Origin of the sequence: Amycolatopsis granulosa, from assembly GCF_011758745.1 — a bacterium.
In the GTDB taxonomy this organism is placed as follows: domain Bacteria; phylum Actinomycetota; class Actinomycetes; order Mycobacteriales; family Pseudonocardiaceae; genus Amycolatopsis_E; species Amycolatopsis_E granulosa.
This window is the reverse complement of the sequence record NZ_JAANOV010000001.1, coordinates 2,604,532-2,621,169: the sequence shown is the minus strand read 5'-3', so window position 1 is coordinate 2,621,169 and position 16,638 is coordinate 2,604,532. Positions and strand designations below refer to the sequence as shown.

Genomic DNA, 16,638 nt, shown 5'->3' with positions numbered 1-16,638 from the left:
TGCGGGGCCGTGCTCTCACGTTCGCCGACAACCGGACCGGATGCTCGCCGGGAGGGGCGGTTTCCGGCCCGCCGGCCACGCTAGGGCACGGCCGGGCCGGACTGGGCCGGGCTACGAGTCGAGCGGTCACGGGGCCGCCGCGTCTGCGGGCGAGCTGCGACGGGGCCGCCCTGCCGGCACGTGAGCGGTCAGGGGATCGCCCCGGCTAGGCGGCCACCGGCTCCGGGCCGCGCTCGAAGCCGATCGACGCGCGTTTCACATCCGACTCCAGCAGGGGGCGGTACTTGTCGGTCCCGGTGAGGTGCGTCAGGAAGAACGCCGTGAACAGCGCGCGGACCAGCACCTGCGTCCGGTGGTTCGGCTTGCCGTGCAGCAGCCGCTGGCTCCAGTGGCTGCCCTCGGTCAACCCGAGGTGGGTCGACTTGCCGACTTTGCGGAACTGGACCGGTCCGCCCCATGCCTGGGCGATCGCCTCGGCGTTGCCGCCCGCGGGGGCCACCAGGTCGCCGTCGACGGCCAGGTGCAGCCCCGGCGCGGTGATCTTCACCGCCGCCGCGCTCGCCGACGGCAGGGTCTGCGCGGCGGCGAAGGTGGCCACTGCCCGGACACCTCCCGAAGCGGCGGCCAGCACCGCCGCGCCGCCGCCGGTGGAGTGGCCCGCCAGCCCGAGCCGCTCGGCGTCGACGCTGATGTCGTCCTGCCCGAGGCGCACGCCGGTGACCACGTCGAGGGTCGTGCGCAGGTCGGCGGCCAGCAGGCGGTGCGACGGCAGCGGTCCCTGCTGCGTCGCCGGTGCGGCCGCGATCACACCCCAGCTCGCCAGGTGGCTCAGCAGCCCCCGGTACCGGCCGGGCGGCTGGAGCCACCCGTGGCCGAACGCCACCGCAGGCAGGTTCAGGCCGGTTCGTGGGGTGAACACCACACCCGGCAATCCGGCGAGCGCGAGGTTGCCGCGCAGCACCTCGTGCGGTCCCGCGTGCGACAGCTCTTCGAGCAGCTCCTTGGGCTTGCTGACCATGGTCGGCAGCTTAGGGCAGCCCACCCCGTCCCGGCCGCGCAACATCCATCGGAAGCGCGGTTTCACCGGAGCGGAGATGAGCCGGGGGAGCGTCCCGCGCATCCCTCGTTAGGCTGGTGGTGTGTGCGGAATCGTGGGATATGTCGGTCACCGGCCGGCGCTGGACGTCGTGCTCGGCGGGCTTCGCCGGATGGAGTACCGGGGCTACGACTCGGCCGGTGTGGCCGTGCTGGACGGCACGGGAGCGCTGACCGTCGAACGCAAGGCCGGTCGCCTGGCAAACCTGGAGGGCGCCCTCGCCGAAACCGGGCTCGGCCGGTTCGCCGGCACCGCGGGCATGGGCCACACCCGGTGGGCCACGCACGGCGCGCCGATCGACCGCAACTCGCACCCGCACCGGGACGCCACCCAGCGCGTCGCCGTGGTGCACAACGGCATCATCGAGAACTTCGCCGCCCTGCGCGCCGAGCTGGAGTCCGACGGTGTCGAGATGACCAGCGACACCGACACCGAGACCGCCGCCCACCTGGTGGCCCGTGCCTACGCCGACGGCCCCACCGCCGGTGACCTGCCCGCCAGTGTCCGCACGGTCTGCCGCCGACTGGAGGGTGCGTTCACGCTGGTCGTGACCCACGCCGACGAGCCGGACATGATCGTCGCGGCCCGCCGGTCGTCCCCGCTGGTCGTGGGTGTCGGCGAGCGTGAGCACTTCGTCGCCTCCGACGTGTCGGCGTTCATCGAGCACACCCGCGAGGCCGTGGAGCTGGGACAGGACCAGGTCGTGGTCATCACGCGAGACGGCTACGACATCTCCGACTTCGCCGGCGAACCCGCGCAGGGCAAGCCGTTCACGGTCGACTGGGACCTCTCCGCCGCGGAAAAGGGCGGCCACGACTACTTCATGCTCAAGGAGATCGAGGAGCAGCCGGAGGCGCTCGCGAACACGCTGCGCGGGCACTTCGACCGCGGCCGCGTGGTGCTCGACGAGCAGCGCCTTTCCGACCAGGACCTGCGTGAGGTCGACAAGGTGTTCGTGGTCGCCTGTGGTTCGGCCTACCACTCCGGGCTGGTCGCGAAGTACGCGATCGAGCACTGGTGCCGCCTGCCGGTCGAGGTCGAGCTGGCCAGCGAGTTCCGCTACCGGGACCCGGTGCTGGACCGCGACACGCTGGTCGTGGCCGTGTCGCAGTCCGGGGAGACCGCCGACACGCTGGAGGCGATCCGCCACGCCCGCGACCAGAAGGCCCGCGTGCTGGCGGTCTGCAACACCAACGGCGCCCAGATCCCGCGCGAGTCCGACGCCGTGCTCTACACGCACGCCGGCCCGGAGGTCGGTGTCGCGGCGACGAAGACGTTCCTGTCGCAGATCGCGGCGAACTACCTCGTCGGCCTCGCGCTCGCGCAGGCGCGCGGCACCAAGTACCCGGACGAGGTGGCGCGTGAGTTCGCCGAGCTGGAGGCCATGCCGGCCGCCGTGCACAAGGTACTGTCCACTGTGGACCAGGTGCGTGCGGTGAGCCGCGGTATCGCCGACTCGAAGGCGGTGCTGTTCCTCGGCAGGCACGTCGGTTACCCGGTCGCGCTGGAGGGTGCGCTCAAGCTCAAGGAGCTGGCGTACATGCACGCCGAGGCGTTCGCCGCCGGTGAGCTCAAGCACGGCCCGATCGCGCTGATCGAGGAGGGCCTGCCGGTCGTCGTCGTCATGCCGTCGCCGAAGGGCCGCGCGGTGCTGCACGCCAAGCTGGTGTCCAACATCAGCGAGATCCAGGCCCGTGGCGCGCGCACCATCGTCATCGCCGAGGAGGGCGACGACACCGTGCGCCCGTTCGCCGACGAGCTGATCGAGGTGCCGGCGGTGCCGACCCTGTTGCAGCCGCTGGTCTCGACGGTGCCGCTGCAGGTGTTGTCGGCCGAGATCGCGCGCTCCCGCGGGTACGACGTCGACAAGCCGCGGAACCTGGCGAAGTCGGTGACGGTCGAGTAGATCACCGCACCCGCGGCGCCGCGCGCCGCTAGATTCGAGCGATGCGAGGCTTCTGGAAGACCGACCGGATCCGCGCGGCCGAGGAACGGCTGCTGGCCGTCACCCCGGACGGGGCGCTGATGCGCAAGGCCGCGTTCGCGGTCTCCGTGCACGCCGCCGAGATGCTGGCCGAGCACACCGGGAAGGTGTCCGGCCGCCGCGTCGCGCTGCTGGTCGGGGCGGGCAACAACGGCGGTGACGCGTTGTGGGCCGGTGCGTTCCTCCGACGGCGCAACGTGAGCGTCACCGCGATCCTGCTCCAGCCCGGCAAGGCGCACCCCGCGGGGCTGGCCGCGTTGCGCCGCGCGCGGGGCCGGGTGGTGGCCGCCGACGACGGTCCGGCCGTGCTGGCGGCCGCCGACCTGGTGATCGACGGCATCGTCGGCCTGTCCGCGCACGGTGGGCTGCGTCCGGACGCGGCGGAGCTGGTCGCGCGCATCGCCGCGCCGGTGCTGGCGGTCGACCTGCCCAGCGGTGTCGAACCGGACACCGGAGTGGTGCCGGGCGAGGCGGTCACGGCCACCCGGACGGTGACGTTCGGCGCACGCAAGCCGGTGCACGTGCTCAACCCGTCCCGCTGCGGGCGGGTCGAGCTCGTCGACATCGGGCTGGAGCTCGACGACCCGGATCTGCGTCAGCTGGACGCCGTCGACGTCGGTCTCGCCTGGCCGGTGCCCGGTCCCGAGGACAACAAGTACAGCCAGGGCGTGACGGGTATCGCCGCCGGTTCGGCGACCTACCCGGGGGCCGCGGTGCTCGCGACCGGGTCCGCGGTGCTGGCTACGTCCGGCATGGTGCGCTACGCCGGCCCGGCGGCAGATGTGGTGCGGTCCCGGTGGCCGGAGGTCATCGCCACCGGTTCGGTGACCGACGCCGGACGGGTGCAGGCGTGGGTGGTCGGGCCGGGTACCGGCACCGGCCGCGAGGGGCTCGACGTGCTCGCCCAGGTGCTCGGCGCCGGGGTGCCGGTCTGCGCGGACGCCGACGCGACCACGCTGATGGCTCACCGGCCGGACGTGCTGGACGCCCGCGACCCGGGCACGCCCCTGGTGCTGACCCCGCACGCGGGCGAGTTCGAACGGCTGATGGGACGCCCGCCGGGCGAGGACCGCGTGGCGTCCGTGCGCGAGGCCGCGGCGAAGTTCGATGCGGTGGTGCTGCTCAAGGGCAACGTCACCATCGTCGCGGACCCGGATGGGCGGGTGCTGGTGAACGTGGCGCGCGGATCGTGGCTGGCCACCGCCGGGTCCGGCGACGTGCTGTCCGGCCTGATCGGTTCGCTCCTGGCGAGCGGCCTGGATCCCTGGCTCGCCGCGGGGTGCGCCGCGCACGTGCACTCGCTCGCCGGCGAGTTCGCGGCGCGCGGGGTGCCGGTGTCGGCGTCCGGCATCGTCGCCGCGCTCCCGGCCGCCATCCGGCGGATACGGGCTCTCTAGTCACCGGATTTCGTGTTGAGTGTGGAAGTGCTGGTCGCCGAACTTTCGGGAGGACGCATGACGGGCAAGCCCGCACTCGTGGCCGGGATCGACTCCTCCACGCAGTCCACGAAGGTCGTCGTCTGCGACGCCGGGACCGGCGCCGTGGTCCGCACCGGCCGGGCGGCCCACCCCGACGCGACCGAGGTCGACCCGCGCGAGTGGTGGCGGGCGTTCACCGAGGCGAGCGACGGGTTGCTGGACGGGGTCGTGGCGCTCGGGGTCGGCGGTCAGCAGCACGGCATGGTGACCGTCGACGAGGACGGCGAGGTCGTGCGCCCGGCGCTGCTGTGGAACGACACGCGGTCCAGCCGGGCCGCCGGGGACCTGGTGCGGGAGCTGGGCGGGCCGGCCGCGTGGACGGAGGCGGTCGGGTCGGTGCCCGTCGCCAGCTTCACGGTCACCAAGCTGCGGTGGCTGGCGGAGCACGAGCCCGGGCCGGCCGACCGGGTCGCGCGCGTGCTGCTGCCGCACGACTGGCTGACCTGGCGCCTGACCGGTGGCGATGCCGTCACCGACCGCGGTGACGCGTCGGGCACCGGCTACTTCTCACCTGCCGGCGGGGTGTACCGCCGGGACATCCTCAAGCACGCGTTCGGTGGCCGCGACCCGGAGCTGCCGCGGGTGCTGGGTCCGGCGGAGGCGGCGGGACGCACTCCCACCGGCGTGCTGGTGTCGGCGGGCACCGGCGACAACATGGCCGCGGCGCTGGCACTGGGCCTCGGTGACGGTGACGTGGTGGTGTCGCTGGGCACGAGCGGGACGGTGTTCGGTGTGAGCGGGACGGCACCGGCGGACCCGTCCGGCCTGGTCGCCGGGTTCGCGGACGCCACGGGGCGGTTCCTCCCGCTGGCCTGCACGCTGAACGCGGCGCGTGTGCTGACCGCCACGGCCGGCATGCTGGGCACCGACCTGGCGGGTCTGGACCGGCTGGCGTTGTCCGCGCCGCCGGGGGCCGGGGGCCTGACGTTGCTGCCGTACCTGGACGGCGAACGCACCCCGAACCTGCCGTCTGCGGCCGGTTCGCTGCACGGGTTGCGGCGGAGCAACATGACGCCGGAGAACCTGGCCCGCGCCGCGGTCGAGGGCATGTTGTGCGGGTTGTCGGCGGGCCTGGACGCGGTGGCGGCGCAGGGTGTGCCGGTGCGGCGCGTGCTGCTGATCGGCGGTGCGGCCCAGTCGGCAGCGGTGCGGGCCGTCGCGCCCATCGTGTTCGGGGCGCCGGTGGTGGTGCCGGATCCGGCGGAGCACGTGGCGCTGGGCGCCGCGCGGCAGGCGGCATGGGCCCTCGCGGGCGGCGCCGAACCGCCGGCGTGGGAGGCGAAGACCCAGGTGACCCTGGAGCGGCCCGCCTCGCCCGAGGTGGGCGAGGAGATCAGGGGACGGCACCTGGCGGTGCGGCAGCTGGTGCACGACGTGCCGGTTCAAGGGGCCTGACCTCGGGTGCCGCACCAGCTGGGTGACCGCCGCCCGGGCCGCTCACGGCGGTTCCCGGCCGCTGCCGCGGTGTTGTCGCCGACGTGGGAAAATGGGGGTCGATGAGCTCTCACCTCCCCCGCGCCGAGGTCGTCGTCGACCTGACTGCCCTGCGGCACAACGTCACCCTGCTCGCGAGCCGGGCGGCAGCTTCCGGCGCCGCCACGATGGTCGTCGTCAAGGCCGACGGCTACGGTCACGGCGCCGTGCCCGTCGCGCGCGCCGCGCTCCAGGCCGGTGCGACCTGGCTCGGTGCGTGTTCCCTCGGCGAAGCCCTCGCGCTGCGCGAGGCCGGTGTCACCGCGCCCATCCTGAGCTGGCTCGACCTGCCCACCATGGACTTCGCGCCGGGCGTCACCGCCGGGGTCGATCTCGCCGCCAGCTCGCTGACCGAGCTGTCTCGCATCGCCGACGCCGCCCGCCGCACCGGCACCCGTGCCCGCGTCCACCTGAAGATCGACACCGGCCTGTCCCGCAACGGCTGTCCCGCCGAGGACTGGCCCGCCCTGGTCAAGGAAGCCGCCGCGGAGCCGCACGTCGAGGTCGTCGCGATCTGGTCGCACCTCGCGTGCGCGGACGAGCCGGGCCACCCGTCGATCGACCGGCAGGCCGAACGTTTCCACGCCGCCTACCGGATCGCGCGCGACGCGGGTCTGGACCCGTTGCGGCACATCGCGAACTCGGCCGCGACGCTGAACCGGCCGGACCTGCACTTCGACCTGGTCCGGCCGGGCATCGCGGCGTACGGACTCAACCCCAACCCGGAGCCCGAGGACCTGCGGCCGGTCATGACCTTCCGGTCCTCGGTCGTGCACACCAAACGGATCCGCGCCGGCGAGTCCGTCTCCTATGGACACACGTGGACCGCTGAGCGGGACACCACCCTGGCTCTGGTGCCCACCGGCTACGCCGACGGTGTCCCGCGCACGTTGTCCGGCCGCATGGACGTGTGGCTGCACGGCAAGCGCCGCCCGGTCGCCGGGCGCGTGTGCATGGACCAGCTCGTCGTCGACTGCGGTGACGACGAGCCGCCGCTGGGCGCGGAGGTGGTGCTGTTCGGCAACGGCGACCGCGGTGAGCCGACCGCGCGCGAATGGGCCGACAAGATCGGCACCATCGACTACGAGATCGTCACCGGCATGTACCGGCCGCGGATCCACCGGCGGTACGTGGGGGAGGACGCCTGATGGCGTCCCGCCGGATGCTCACCGTGCTCGGTGGCGCGGTCGCGCTCGTGACCGGCACCGCCGCGGCGACCATCGCGGTAACCGCCCAGCAGCAGCGTCAGCGCGACCAGCTCGACGCCGAACCGCTGGGCAGCCTCGCCCCGGACCGCACCTCCACCGTCGCCGCCGACGACGGCACCCCGCTGTCGGTGTCCGAGATCGACCCGGCGGACGGCGGTGAGCCGGAGCTGACCGTGGTGGGGGTGCACGGGTTCGCGTTGTCGCAGCTGAGCTGGCACTTCCAGCGCCGCGACCTGGCGTCGCTCACGCTGCCCCGCGTCCGTCAGGTCTACTACGACCACCGCGGGCACGGCACGTCCGGCCCGGCGAGCGAGAACGCCAGCACCATCGAACAGCTCGCCAGGGACCTGGACGCGGTGTTGCGCGCGGTCGCGCCCGAGGGGCCGATCGTGCTCGTGGGCCACTCCCTGGGTGGCATGGTGATCATGGAGCTTGCCCAGCAGAACCCGGAGCTGTTCGCCGACCGCATTTGCGGTGTCGCGTTCATCGCCACCGCCGCCGGCGAGGTCGGCCGCAAGGGCCTGCCGCGGGGGCTGCTCTCCAAGTACAACCCGCTCACCCGCGGGGTCGGCGAGCTCGCCGGGTGGCAGCCGGGGCTGGTCGAGTTCGTGCGCGCGGCCGGCGGGCAGCTGACCCGGCAGGCGGTGCGGCTGCTCGCGTTCGGCTCCCGTGACGTCGACCCGCGGCTGGTCGACTTCATGCTGGAGATGCTGGCGGTGACGTCGGTGAAGGAGCTGGTGGGGTTCGTCGACACGCTCGGCAGCCACAACCGGTACGCCGCGCTGGCCGGTCTCAAGCACGCGCACGTACTCGTGATCGGCGGTGACACCGACCGGTTCACGCCGTACTCGCACGCCGAGCGGATCGCGGCCGAACTGCCCGACGCCGAGCTGGTGCGGGTGCGCGGTGCCGGGCACATGGTGCAGCTCGAACAGCCCGAGGTGGTCGACAGCCACCTCATCGACCTGGTACAGCGATGCGCGGGCGTGACCGAGGAGTCCGGCGCGCGGGGGAAGTGGCGGTGGTTGAACCCATGAGCGTCGAACTGAAGACGGCCGAGGACACGGTGGCGTTCGGCGAATCGCTGGGCCGCACGATGCGGGCGGGTGACCTGGTTCTGCTCGCCGGTCCGCTCGGCGCGGGCAAGACCGTGCTGACGCGCGGGATCGCGGCCGGACTCGGCGTGTCCGGGCGGGTCAGCTCGCCGACCTTCGTGCTCGCGCGCGTGCACCCGGCGGGGGAGCGCGGTGTCCCGCTGGTGCACGTGGACGCCTACCGCCTGGGCGGCGATCTGACCCAGCTCGACGACCTCGACCTGGACACCGACCTCGAGTCCGCCGCGGTGGTGGTGGAATGGGGGGAGGGTGCCGCCGGCCGGCTGTCCGCGGACCACCTGGTGGTGCGGCTGGAACGCCGGCCCGACGACGTGCGTGAGCTGACCCTGGAGCCGCACGGTTCGTGGGTCGGACGGGTGCCCGGGCCGGCTGCCTGACCGGCTCGCGGGGTCCCGCGTCCGGCGCGGGGTCAGCGGCCCACGATGCCCCGCGCGACACCCAGTTCCACGAGGTCCTGCGGCCGCAACCGCAGCTGGTTCGCGGTCGCCGGGACCTCTTCGGACGGTCGCTTGAGGATGGAGGTGGCCGCTTCCGGTGAGGTCACCGAGAAGTAGCTGTCCGGCGTCACCCACGTCCGCCCCGGGTGCGCGAACGCCAGCGCGCCGCCCGACCCGCCCTCGCCGATCACCAGCGTCGTCACCGGTACCCGCGCACCGGCCACCGCCGCGAACACCTCCGCGATGGCCGCGCCCGCCCCGGACCGCTCGGCGTCCGGGTCGTTCGCCGCGCCGGGGGTGTCCACCAGGGTCAGCACCGGGATCCCGAGGCGGTCCGCCAGCCGGATCAGCCGCGCCGCGGTCCGGAAGCCGGAGGGCAACGTCGCGGTCCCGCACTGGGCCGCATAGGCGATCGCGGCACCGGAACGCATCCCGAACCCGCACCGCACGCCCGGGTCGACGCCGCCACACCGGTCGCCGCCGAGTTCTTCCCGCCAGTCGAAGTAGGCGTCCAAATAGGACTCCGCGCGTGGTCGGGTGGGAGCGCGGGCCGCCCGCACCGCCGCCCAGCCGTCCGCGGGCAGATCCACCGAGCCCAGCGCCGCCGGAGGCGCAGCCGGCCGGCCGTCCGCGCCGGTGAGCAGCGACAGCCACCGGCCGAGCCGCTCGCCCAGCTCCGCGGCCGGCACGATCTGGTCCACGTGTCCCGACGCCAGCTGGGACTCCGCCGTGTACGCCGAGGTGTCGCCGGGCGGTCGCACGCGCGATCCGGCGAACCCGATCTGCGCGCCCGGCAGGGCCAGCGTCACGTCCGAACCCGCGCCGAGCGTCGCCCAGCCGCCGCCGGTCGTCGGGTCGCGCGCCACGGCGATCTGCGGCAACCCGGCGTCGCGCATCAATGCCGCCTGCCGCGCGATCCGCTGCAGCTGGGACAGTGCCGCCATGCCTTCCTGCATGCGGCTGCCGCCGGTCGCGATCATCGACACGACCGGCGTGCGCAGCTCCCGCGCCCGGGTGAACGCGGCCTCGATCCGGTCACCGGTGCGCCGCCCGACGGAGCCGCCGAGGAACCCGAACTCCCAGGCGATCACGACGGCCGCGGTGCCGCCGAAGTCGCCGACCCCGCACACCACCGATTCCGCTTCACCGGTGCGCTCGGCCGCCCGGGCACGCGCGTCGTCGTAACCGGGCCAGCCGATCGGGCCGTCCGCGGCGGACCCGCCCTCCGGTGGTGCGGGCAGCTCGGTGAACCCGGAGCACACCGCGCCGATCACGGCGCGGGCACCCTCACGCATGCAGGGCCCGTTTCATGACCTTGCCCATGTCGTTGCGCGGCAGGGCATCCAGGAACCGCACCACTCGCGGCCGCTTGTGCGGCGACAGCAGCCGGGCCACGTGGTCGGCCAGTTCCCGCTCCGCGGGTCGCTCACCGGCGGGCACGATCCACGCCACGATCCGCTCACCCAGATCCGGATCCGGCTCGCCGGTCACCGCGGCCTCGGCCACGCCCGGGTGCTCCAGCAATGCGTTCTCGATCTCCCCGGCGCCGATCTTGTAGCCGCCGCTCTTGATCAGGTCGGTGGCCTTGCGCCCGACGATCCGGTAGTAGCCGTCGGCGTCCCGGGTGGCCATGTCGCCGGTGCGGAACCAGCCGTCGGTGAACACCTCGGCGGTGGCGTCCGGGCGGTTGAGGTACTCGGTGAACAGGTTCGGCCCGCGCACCTGGATCTCGCCGACCGTCTCGCCGTCACCGGCTTCGATGACCGCGCCCGACTCGTCGACCAGCCGCACCTCGACCCCGCGCAGCGGCACGCCCACCGTGCCCGGCTTGCGCTCGCCGTCGGCGCGCACGCTGGTGTTCATCAGCGTCTCGCTCATGCCGTACCGCTCGACCACGCGCTGTCCGGTGGCCGCGTGGATGCGCTCGTGGTCGTGCACCGGCAGGGCCGCCGACCCGGAGACGAGCAGCCGGGCCCCGCTCAGCGCCTGCGCCAGCTCGGGGTTGCCGCCGACCTCCTCGGCGATCCGGTGGTACATGGTGGGGACGCCGAACATCATCGTGGCCTCGGTGGCCAGCTCACGGGCGATCACCTCGGTGGCGAACCGCCCGGTGTGGTGCACGGTGCCGCCGCGGCGCAGCGGGCCGAGGATGCCGAGGATCAGCCCGTGCACGTGGAACAGCGGCAGCGCGTGGACGAGCACGTCGTCGGCGGTCCACTGCCACGCGTCCGCCAGCGCGTCCAGGGTGCTGGAGATCGCGCGGCGCGGGAGGACCACACCCTTGGGCGGCCCGGTGGTCCCGGAGGTGTAGACGATCAGGGCGGGCGCCTCGTCTCCGGGCTCCTCGGGCAGGTCGCCCGGGCTGCCGATCAGCGGGACCTGCTGACGCGGCAGGGCGGCGAGCCGCTCGGGCAGCTTCGCGCCGGGTTCGGTGAGCACCAGCGACGGAGTGCTGTCGCTCACGATGTGGTCCAGTTCGCGTTCGCCGATCTTGGGGTTGACGGGAACCGCCGCGACCCCGGCGAGCAGCGCCGCGACCACCGCGACACTCGTGTGGACGGTCGGCGTCGCCCAGACCGCGACGCGGGTGGGTGACTGGGCGCGGATCTCCCGGGCGAGCGAACCGGCGATCACCGCCAGTTCGGCGTAGTCGAGCGAGACCTCGCCGAAGCGCAGGGCCTCCTTCTCGGGCGGCTCCGCCAGAGCCGGGAACAGCCGTTCGGTCACGTCAACTCCTCACAGATCAGCCGCGCCCGGGCACGATGCACACGAGCCGGACGACGGCGGGTACCACGCGCCCATGATCCGCCGCGGACGAGCGGTGCCGGAAGAAGGAAACCCGCTGGACCCACACCGCGGCCGACAACTGGCTGAGTGGCTGAACCACTTTGCGGCTCAGCCACCTCAGCCTGTCAAGGGCTAGGCTGCGGTTCGTGTCCGATGCGCTGAGTCCGATGGCCCGCCCGCGGCTGTACGAGCAGGTCCTGGAGCGGGTGCGGGCGTACGCCGCGGAAGCCGGGCTGCGCACCGGCGACCGGTTGCCGGCCGAGCGGGAGCTGGCGCAGCGGCTGGGCGTGAGCCGGGCGTCGGTGAAGCAGGCGATCGTGGTGCTGGAGGTGCAGGGCCTGGTCGAGACCCGGCACGGCGGCGGGACGTACCTGGTGCGGGACACCCTGGACGCGACCGAGCCGGTGGAGCGGCTGGTCGATCGCCGCCGGCGCCTGCCGGACGTGCTGGACGCGCGCGAGGCGCTGGAGACGAAGCTGGCCGAGCTGGCGGCGATGCGCCGGACGGAGGACGATCTGCGCGCGCTGGAGTCGGCGCTGGAGCTGATGGCGTCCGAACTGGCGGACGGCGGCGCCGGCGTCGAGGGCGACCGGCGGTTCCACGCCGCGGTGACGGCGGCCGCGCACAGCGCCCTGCTGGCCGAGTTCATGGACGCGATGGCCGACCAGATCACCGAAAGCCGCACCGAATCGCTGCGGCAGCCGGGCCGCCCACCGCGCTCGCTGGAGCAGCACATCGCGATCGCGGAGGCGATCCGCGACTGCAACCCGGCAACCGCCTCCGCCGCGATGCGGCAGCACCTGCGCACGGTCGCCGAGGTGCGCCTGCTGAGCTGGGATCCCGAGGACACCTGAGGTGTTCCACCAGCCCGGCCAACCCGGTAACCGCAGGTCGGCGCGCACGCCGTACGCTGGAGAGCTGTGCTGGTACTGGCTCTGGACACGTCGACGCCCGCGGTGACCGCCGGGGTCGCCGAGCTCGGCGCGGGCGTCGCCGTGCTGGGTGAGCGGGTGACGCTCGACGCGCGGGCGCACGGCGAACTGATCACGCCGCACGCCCTGGAGGCCGCGCGGGACGCGGGTGCCGCGGTGACGGACGTCGCGGCGATCGTCGTCGGCGCCGGGCCCGGGCCGTTCACCGGGCTGCGCGCCGGTCTCGCCACCGCAGCCGCCCTCGGGCACGCGCTCGGCGTGCCGGTCCACCCGGTGTGCAGCCTCGACGCGATCGCCCGGCAGGTCACCGTGGGCGAGCCCTTCCACGTCGTGACCGACGCGCGGCGCCGCGAGGTCTACTGGGCGGCCTACGCCGCCGACGGCACCCGCACCGACGGCCCGCACGTCCAGGCGCCCGCTGAGCTGTCCTTCTCCGTCGCCGCCGGGGACGGCGCCCGCCGGTACGCCGAGCAGCTCGGCGCGCGTGTGGTCGAGCCGTACTACCCCAGCACCGCCGGTTTGGCCGAAGCCGCCCGGGACGCCCTGCTCGGTGGGGCCGAGCCCGCCCCGCTGACGCCGCTGTACCTGCGTCGCCCGGACGCGGTCGAGCCCGGCGCGCGGAAGCGGGTGACCGCGTCGTGAAGCTCGGCAAGCTGCGCCGCAAGGACGTCCCGCGCTGCGTGGAGATCGAGAAGGTGCTGTTCGCCGTCGACGACCCGTGGAGTGCCCGGGCGTTCCACAGCGAGCTGGAGTCCGGGGCCTACTACCTCGGCGCGTACAGCTCCGAGGACGTCCTGATCGGCTACGCGGGCCTGGCGGTCGTCGGCCCCCGCGGCGACTACGAGGCGAGCATCCACACCATCGGCGTCGACCCGGGTTACCAGGGGCAGGGTGTCGGCACCGCGCTGCTGCGTGCCCTGCTGGACCGGGCCGACGAGCTGCGCGCGCCGGTGTTCCTGGAGGTCCGCACGGACAACCACCGCGCGCAGGAGCTGTACCGGCGCCACGGTTTCGAGCGGATCGGCCTGCGCAAGCGTTACTACCACCCGTCCGGGGCGGACGCGTACACGATGATGCGCCCCGGCGCGAGCGAGCAGGAGGTGGGCTGATGTCCCGTGTCGTCCTCGGCATCGAGAGCTCCTGCGACGAAACCGGTGTCGGTCTCGTGCGGTTGCACGACGACGGCACCGTCGAGCTGCTCGCGGACGAGGTGGCGTCCAGCGTCGAGCAGCACGCGCGCTTCGGCGGGGTGGTGCCGGAGGTCGCCAGCCGCGCCCACCTGGAGGCGATGGTGCCGACCGCGCAGCGCGCGTTCGCCACGGCCGGGCTCGGGTTGTCCGATGTGGACGCGATCGCGGTGACGGCCGGGCCGGGCCTGGCCGGTGCACTGCTGGTCGGGGTCTCGGCCGCGAAGGCGTACGCGGCGGCGCTGGACGTTCCGCTCTTCGGCGTCAACCACCTGGCCGGGCACATCGCGGTGGACACGTTGCAGCACGGCCCGCTGCCGAAGCCGTGCTTGGCACTGCTGGTGTCCGGTGGCCACACGCAACTGTTGCGGGTGGACGACATCGCCGGCGGGATCACCGAGCTGGGATCCACTGTGGACGACGCCGCCGGTGAGGCGTACGACAAGGTCGCCCGCGTGCTGGGCCTGCCGTACCCGGGCGGGCCGCCGATCGACCAGGCGGCGCGGGCGGGCAACCCGTCGGCGATCGCCTTCCCGCGTGGCATGACCGGGCCGCGCGACGCGAAGTACGACTTCTCGTTCTCCGGGCTGAAGACCGCGGTGGCGCGGTGGGTCGAGAACGCCGAGCGCCGGGGTGAGGAGATCCCGGTCGACGACGTCGCGGCGTCCTTCCAGGAGGCGGTGGCCGATGTGCTGACCGCGAAGGCGGTCCGCGCGGCGCGGGAGGAGGGCATCGGCACGCTGGTGATCTCCGGCGGGGTCGCCGCGAACTCCCGGCTGTCGGCCCTGGCGCGTGAGCGGTGCGCGGCCGCGGGGATCGAACTGCGGGTGCCGAGGCCCCGGCTGTGCACCGACAACGGTGCGATGATCGCCGCGCTGGGTGCGCACGTGGTCGCCGCCGGCCGGAAGCCGTCGGCGCTGGACCTGTCGGCGAACCCGGCGCTGCCGGTGGAGATCGTCTCGATCGAGGCGTAGACCGCCCGGCCGGGACGCGGTGGTCAGGGGCGCGTGCGTGACAGCAGCACATCGTCCAGCTTGACGAAGGCCACGCGGTGGCCGAACTGGATCTGCACGTACTGCGTCGTGCCGCGCACCACGACGTGCTGCGCCGGGTCGAAGGTCGCCGCCCAGAAGTACTCGCCGGGCAGTGCCGGGCCCGCCGCGTACTTCTGGCCCGCGGGCAGCGTGTATTGCAGCGGCACGATCTCCTGCGGCGGGATGTCGGCCGGGTACGCCTCGGGCTCCGGATACGCCCGTCCGTACACCGGCACCGAGTCGAGGCCAGGACGCGGCGTCACCACCTGACCCAGCACCGGCACCACGCCCGAGGAGCGCAACCACCCCTGCCGGCCGAGGAACCAGATGGCGGTCCACTCGCCGCGCGTCTCCGCCACCGCGTACCGCTGGCCGGTCGACACCCGGCTGCCCACGTCGGAAATCCCGGTGGTCGAGGGCCCGCCGTCGGGGTGCAGGCCGGGGTCGGGCAACAGCGGTGCATCGTCGCGCGGCTCGGTGCGCAGGAACAGCGCCGAGGACCCGCGTGCGGGGCACGCGGCGGCGGGCGCCGACGTGTCGCATCCCGTGTAGCCCGTGGTGTTCGACGCGAAGTCCGGCTTGATCATGACCATCCCGGTCGGCTGCCGCAGCGGCCGCCGGTTCAGCGGTGCGCCGAGCAGGTCGAAGTAGTGCGCCCAGTCCCAGTACGGCGCCGGGTCCCAGTGCATCCCCGCCACGTTCGACGGCGTCGGGCCGGGCACGTTGTCGTGGCCCACGATGTGCTCGCGGTCCAGCGGGATCTGGTACGTCTCGGCCAGGTACCGCACCAGCGTGGCCGAGGTCCGGTACATCGCCTCGGTGAACCAGGTGCCCTGCGCGGCGAACCCCTCGTGCTCGATGCCGATCGACTTCGCGTTGAGGTACCAGTTCCCTGCGTGCCAGCCGACGTCCTTGGTCAGCACGTGCTGCGCGACGTGCCCGTCGGTCGAGCGCAGCGTGTAGTGCCAGGACACGTACGTCGGGTCCTGCACCAGGCCGATCGCCTCGTCGTAGGTGCATTCGGTGTCGTGGATGACGATGTGCGTGATGCGCTGGGAGTTCGGCCGGTCGGCCTGGTCGTAGTTGCCGTGGTCGCCGTTGCCGAGGTCCTGGTACGGGGCCGGGATCCACTCGACGGGCAGCCCGGGTGGCGCTTCCGGAGCACCCTCGGCGATGGTGGTCAACCCGAGTGTGAGCACCTGCTCGCGGCGCGGCGACACCGGCGTCGCGGGGAGCGTGACGACCTGGCCGTCGTCGGTGGTGCGGCTCGCGCCGGAGATGATCGTCGCGTACACCTCGTCGGCGAAGAACGTCGCTGTCCCGGTGTCCGGCGCCCCGCTGTAACGGGCGACCGCGCCGTACCAGCCGTCCGGCCCGTCCGCCCGCACACCCAGCTCGCGCTGGTAGTGGGCCAGCACCGCGGCGCCGCCCCGGATGTTCTGCACCGGGTCGGTCCGCAGCGTCTCGGCGTCCACCCCGGTCAGCGACGCGGCGAGGTCGACCGTCTGCAACGCCGGCGACGTGTGCGGCGCGAGCACCCGGCGCGCGCTGTCCCCGCGCGGGTCCTCGGCGCCGTGGTCGTGATGGCTGCCGCCGGCGGCGACGGCACGCAGGTCGGTCAGGTGCAGCGGGCCGAAACCGGCACCGGTGCTCGGCGCGCCGCCGTGCGAGTCCCAGCGGGACTTCAGGTACGACACGGCGAGCAGCACGGGTTCCGGGACGCCGAACTCCGCGGCCGCGGCGGCGAAGGCGCGCTGCCGCGCCCCGCCCGTGGCGGCCAACGCACCGGGCGGCGTGCTGAGCGACGCGCCGGAGACCACGGTGGCCCCCGCGGTTCCGGCGGCGAACGCGCGCAGCGCGTGGCGGCGGGTGATCGACGTCATGCAGCCTCCCTCGTCCTGTAGCGA

The 16,638-nt window shown here is 73.8% G+C and carries 14 protein-coding genes; 10 read left to right on the top strand and 4 right to left on the bottom strand.

The annotated features are described in order from the left end of the window. Window positions 1-205 precede the first annotated feature (205 nt). Window positions 206-1,018, bottom strand: coding sequence for a dienelactone hydrolase family protein (locus tag FHX45_RS12605; RefSeq protein WP_167100432.1), 813 nt, complete (start codon window positions 1,016-1,018; stop codon window positions 206-208). A 121-nt stretch (window positions 1,019-1,139) separates the two neighbouring features. On the opposite strand from FHX45_RS12605, the gene glmS reads away from it, so the two are divergent. From glmS to tsaE, 6 genes are all read left to right on the top strand, one after another. Further along, a complete protein-coding gene (glmS, locus tag FHX45_RS12600) occupies window positions 1,140-3,002 on the top strand; it encodes a glutamine--fructose-6-phosphate transaminase (isomerizing) (RefSeq protein ID WP_167100429.1) in 1,863 nt (620 codons plus the stop codon). Window positions 3,003-3,043: 41 nt separating this feature from the next. Then, on the top strand, window positions 3,044-4,477 hold the full coding sequence (locus tag FHX45_RS12595) for an NAD(P)H-hydrate dehydratase (RefSeq protein ID WP_167100426.1): 1,434 nt from the start codon (window positions 3,044-3,046) through the stop codon (window positions 4,475-4,477). Window positions 4,478-4,534: 57 nt separating this feature from the next. Then, the gene (gene xylB / locus FHX45_RS12590) at window positions 4,535-5,953 is read left to right on the top strand and encodes a xylulokinase (protein WP_167100423.1); all 1,419 of its coding nucleotides are present in this window, start codon (window positions 4,535-4,537) and stop codon (window positions 5,951-5,953) included. A gap of 101 nt (window positions 5,954-6,054) precedes the next feature. Then, complete coding sequence (alr, locus tag FHX45_RS12585; RefSeq protein ID WP_167100419.1) at window positions 6,055-7,179, top strand: alanine racemase; 1,125 nt, start codon at window positions 6,055-6,057, stop codon at window positions 7,177-7,179. Continuing rightward, complete coding sequence (locus FHX45_RS12580; protein ID WP_167100416.1) at window positions 7,179-8,276, top strand: alpha/beta fold hydrolase; 1,098 nt, start codon at window positions 7,179-7,181, stop codon at window positions 8,274-8,276. The genes alr and FHX45_RS12580 overlap by 1 nt, the downstream gene beginning before the upstream one ends. After that, window positions 8,273-8,731 carry a tRNA (adenosine(37)-N6)-threonylcarbamoyltransferase complex ATPase subunit type 1 TsaE gene (gene tsaE / locus FHX45_RS12575; RefSeq protein WP_167100413.1) on the top strand — a complete coding sequence of 153 codons (459 nt, stop codon included), beginning with the start codon at window positions 8,273-8,275 and terminating at the stop codon, window positions 8,729-8,731. Before FHX45_RS12580 ends, tsaE begins: the two co-directional genes overlap by 4 nt. 32 nt (window positions 8,732-8,763) lie before the next feature. On the opposite strand, the gene FHX45_RS12570 is transcribed toward tsaE, so the two are convergent. Both FHX45_RS12570 and FHX45_RS12565 read right to left on the bottom strand, forming a co-directional pair. Then, complete coding sequence (locus tag FHX45_RS12570; protein ID WP_167100411.1) at window positions 8,764-10,086, bottom strand: carboxyl transferase domain-containing protein; 1,323 nt, start codon at window positions 10,084-10,086, stop codon at window positions 8,764-8,766. Next, window positions 10,079-11,518, bottom strand: coding sequence for an AMP-binding protein (locus FHX45_RS12565; RefSeq protein WP_167100409.1), 1,440 nt, complete (start codon window positions 11,516-11,518; stop codon window positions 10,079-10,081). The genes FHX45_RS12570 and FHX45_RS12565 overlap by 8 nt, the downstream gene beginning before the upstream one ends. Window positions 11,519-11,724: 206 nt before the next feature. On the opposite strand from FHX45_RS12565, the gene FHX45_RS12560 reads away from it, so the two are divergent. The 4 genes from FHX45_RS12560 to tsaD all read left to right on the top strand — a co-directional run bounded on the left by FHX45_RS12560 (window position 11,725) and on the right by tsaD (window position 14,671). After that, window positions 11,725-12,432 (top strand): FCD domain-containing protein, encoded by a 708-nt coding sequence (locus tag FHX45_RS12560; protein WP_167100407.1) that lies wholly within the window; start codon window positions 11,725-11,727, stop codon window positions 12,430-12,432. 66 nt (window positions 12,433-12,498) lie between these two features. After that, complete coding sequence (tsaB, locus tag FHX45_RS12555; RefSeq protein ID WP_167100404.1) at window positions 12,499-13,152, top strand: tRNA (adenosine(37)-N6)-threonylcarbamoyltransferase complex dimerization subunit type 1 TsaB; 654 nt, start codon at window positions 12,499-12,501, stop codon at window positions 13,150-13,152. After that, window positions 13,149-13,619, top strand: a complete 471-nt coding sequence (gene rimI / locus FHX45_RS12550; protein WP_167100401.1) for a ribosomal protein S18-alanine N-acetyltransferase — start codon at window positions 13,149-13,151, stop codon at window positions 13,617-13,619. Before tsaB ends, rimI begins: the two co-directional genes overlap by 4 nt. Then, window positions 13,619-14,671, top strand: coding sequence for a tRNA (adenosine(37)-N6)-threonylcarbamoyltransferase complex transferase subunit TsaD (tsaD, locus tag FHX45_RS12545; protein WP_167100398.1), 1,053 nt, complete (start codon window positions 13,619-13,621; stop codon window positions 14,669-14,671). The genes rimI and tsaD overlap by 1 nt, the downstream gene beginning before the upstream one ends. Before the next feature lie 23 nt (window positions 14,672-14,694). Here tsaD and FHX45_RS12540 read toward each other — a convergent pair whose 3' ends face one another. After that, on the bottom strand, window positions 14,695-16,614 hold the full coding sequence (locus FHX45_RS12540) for an N-acetylmuramoyl-L-alanine amidase (RefSeq protein ID WP_167100395.1): 1,920 nt from the start codon (window positions 16,612-16,614) through the stop codon (window positions 14,695-14,697). Window positions 16,615-16,638: the final 24 nt, after the last annotated feature.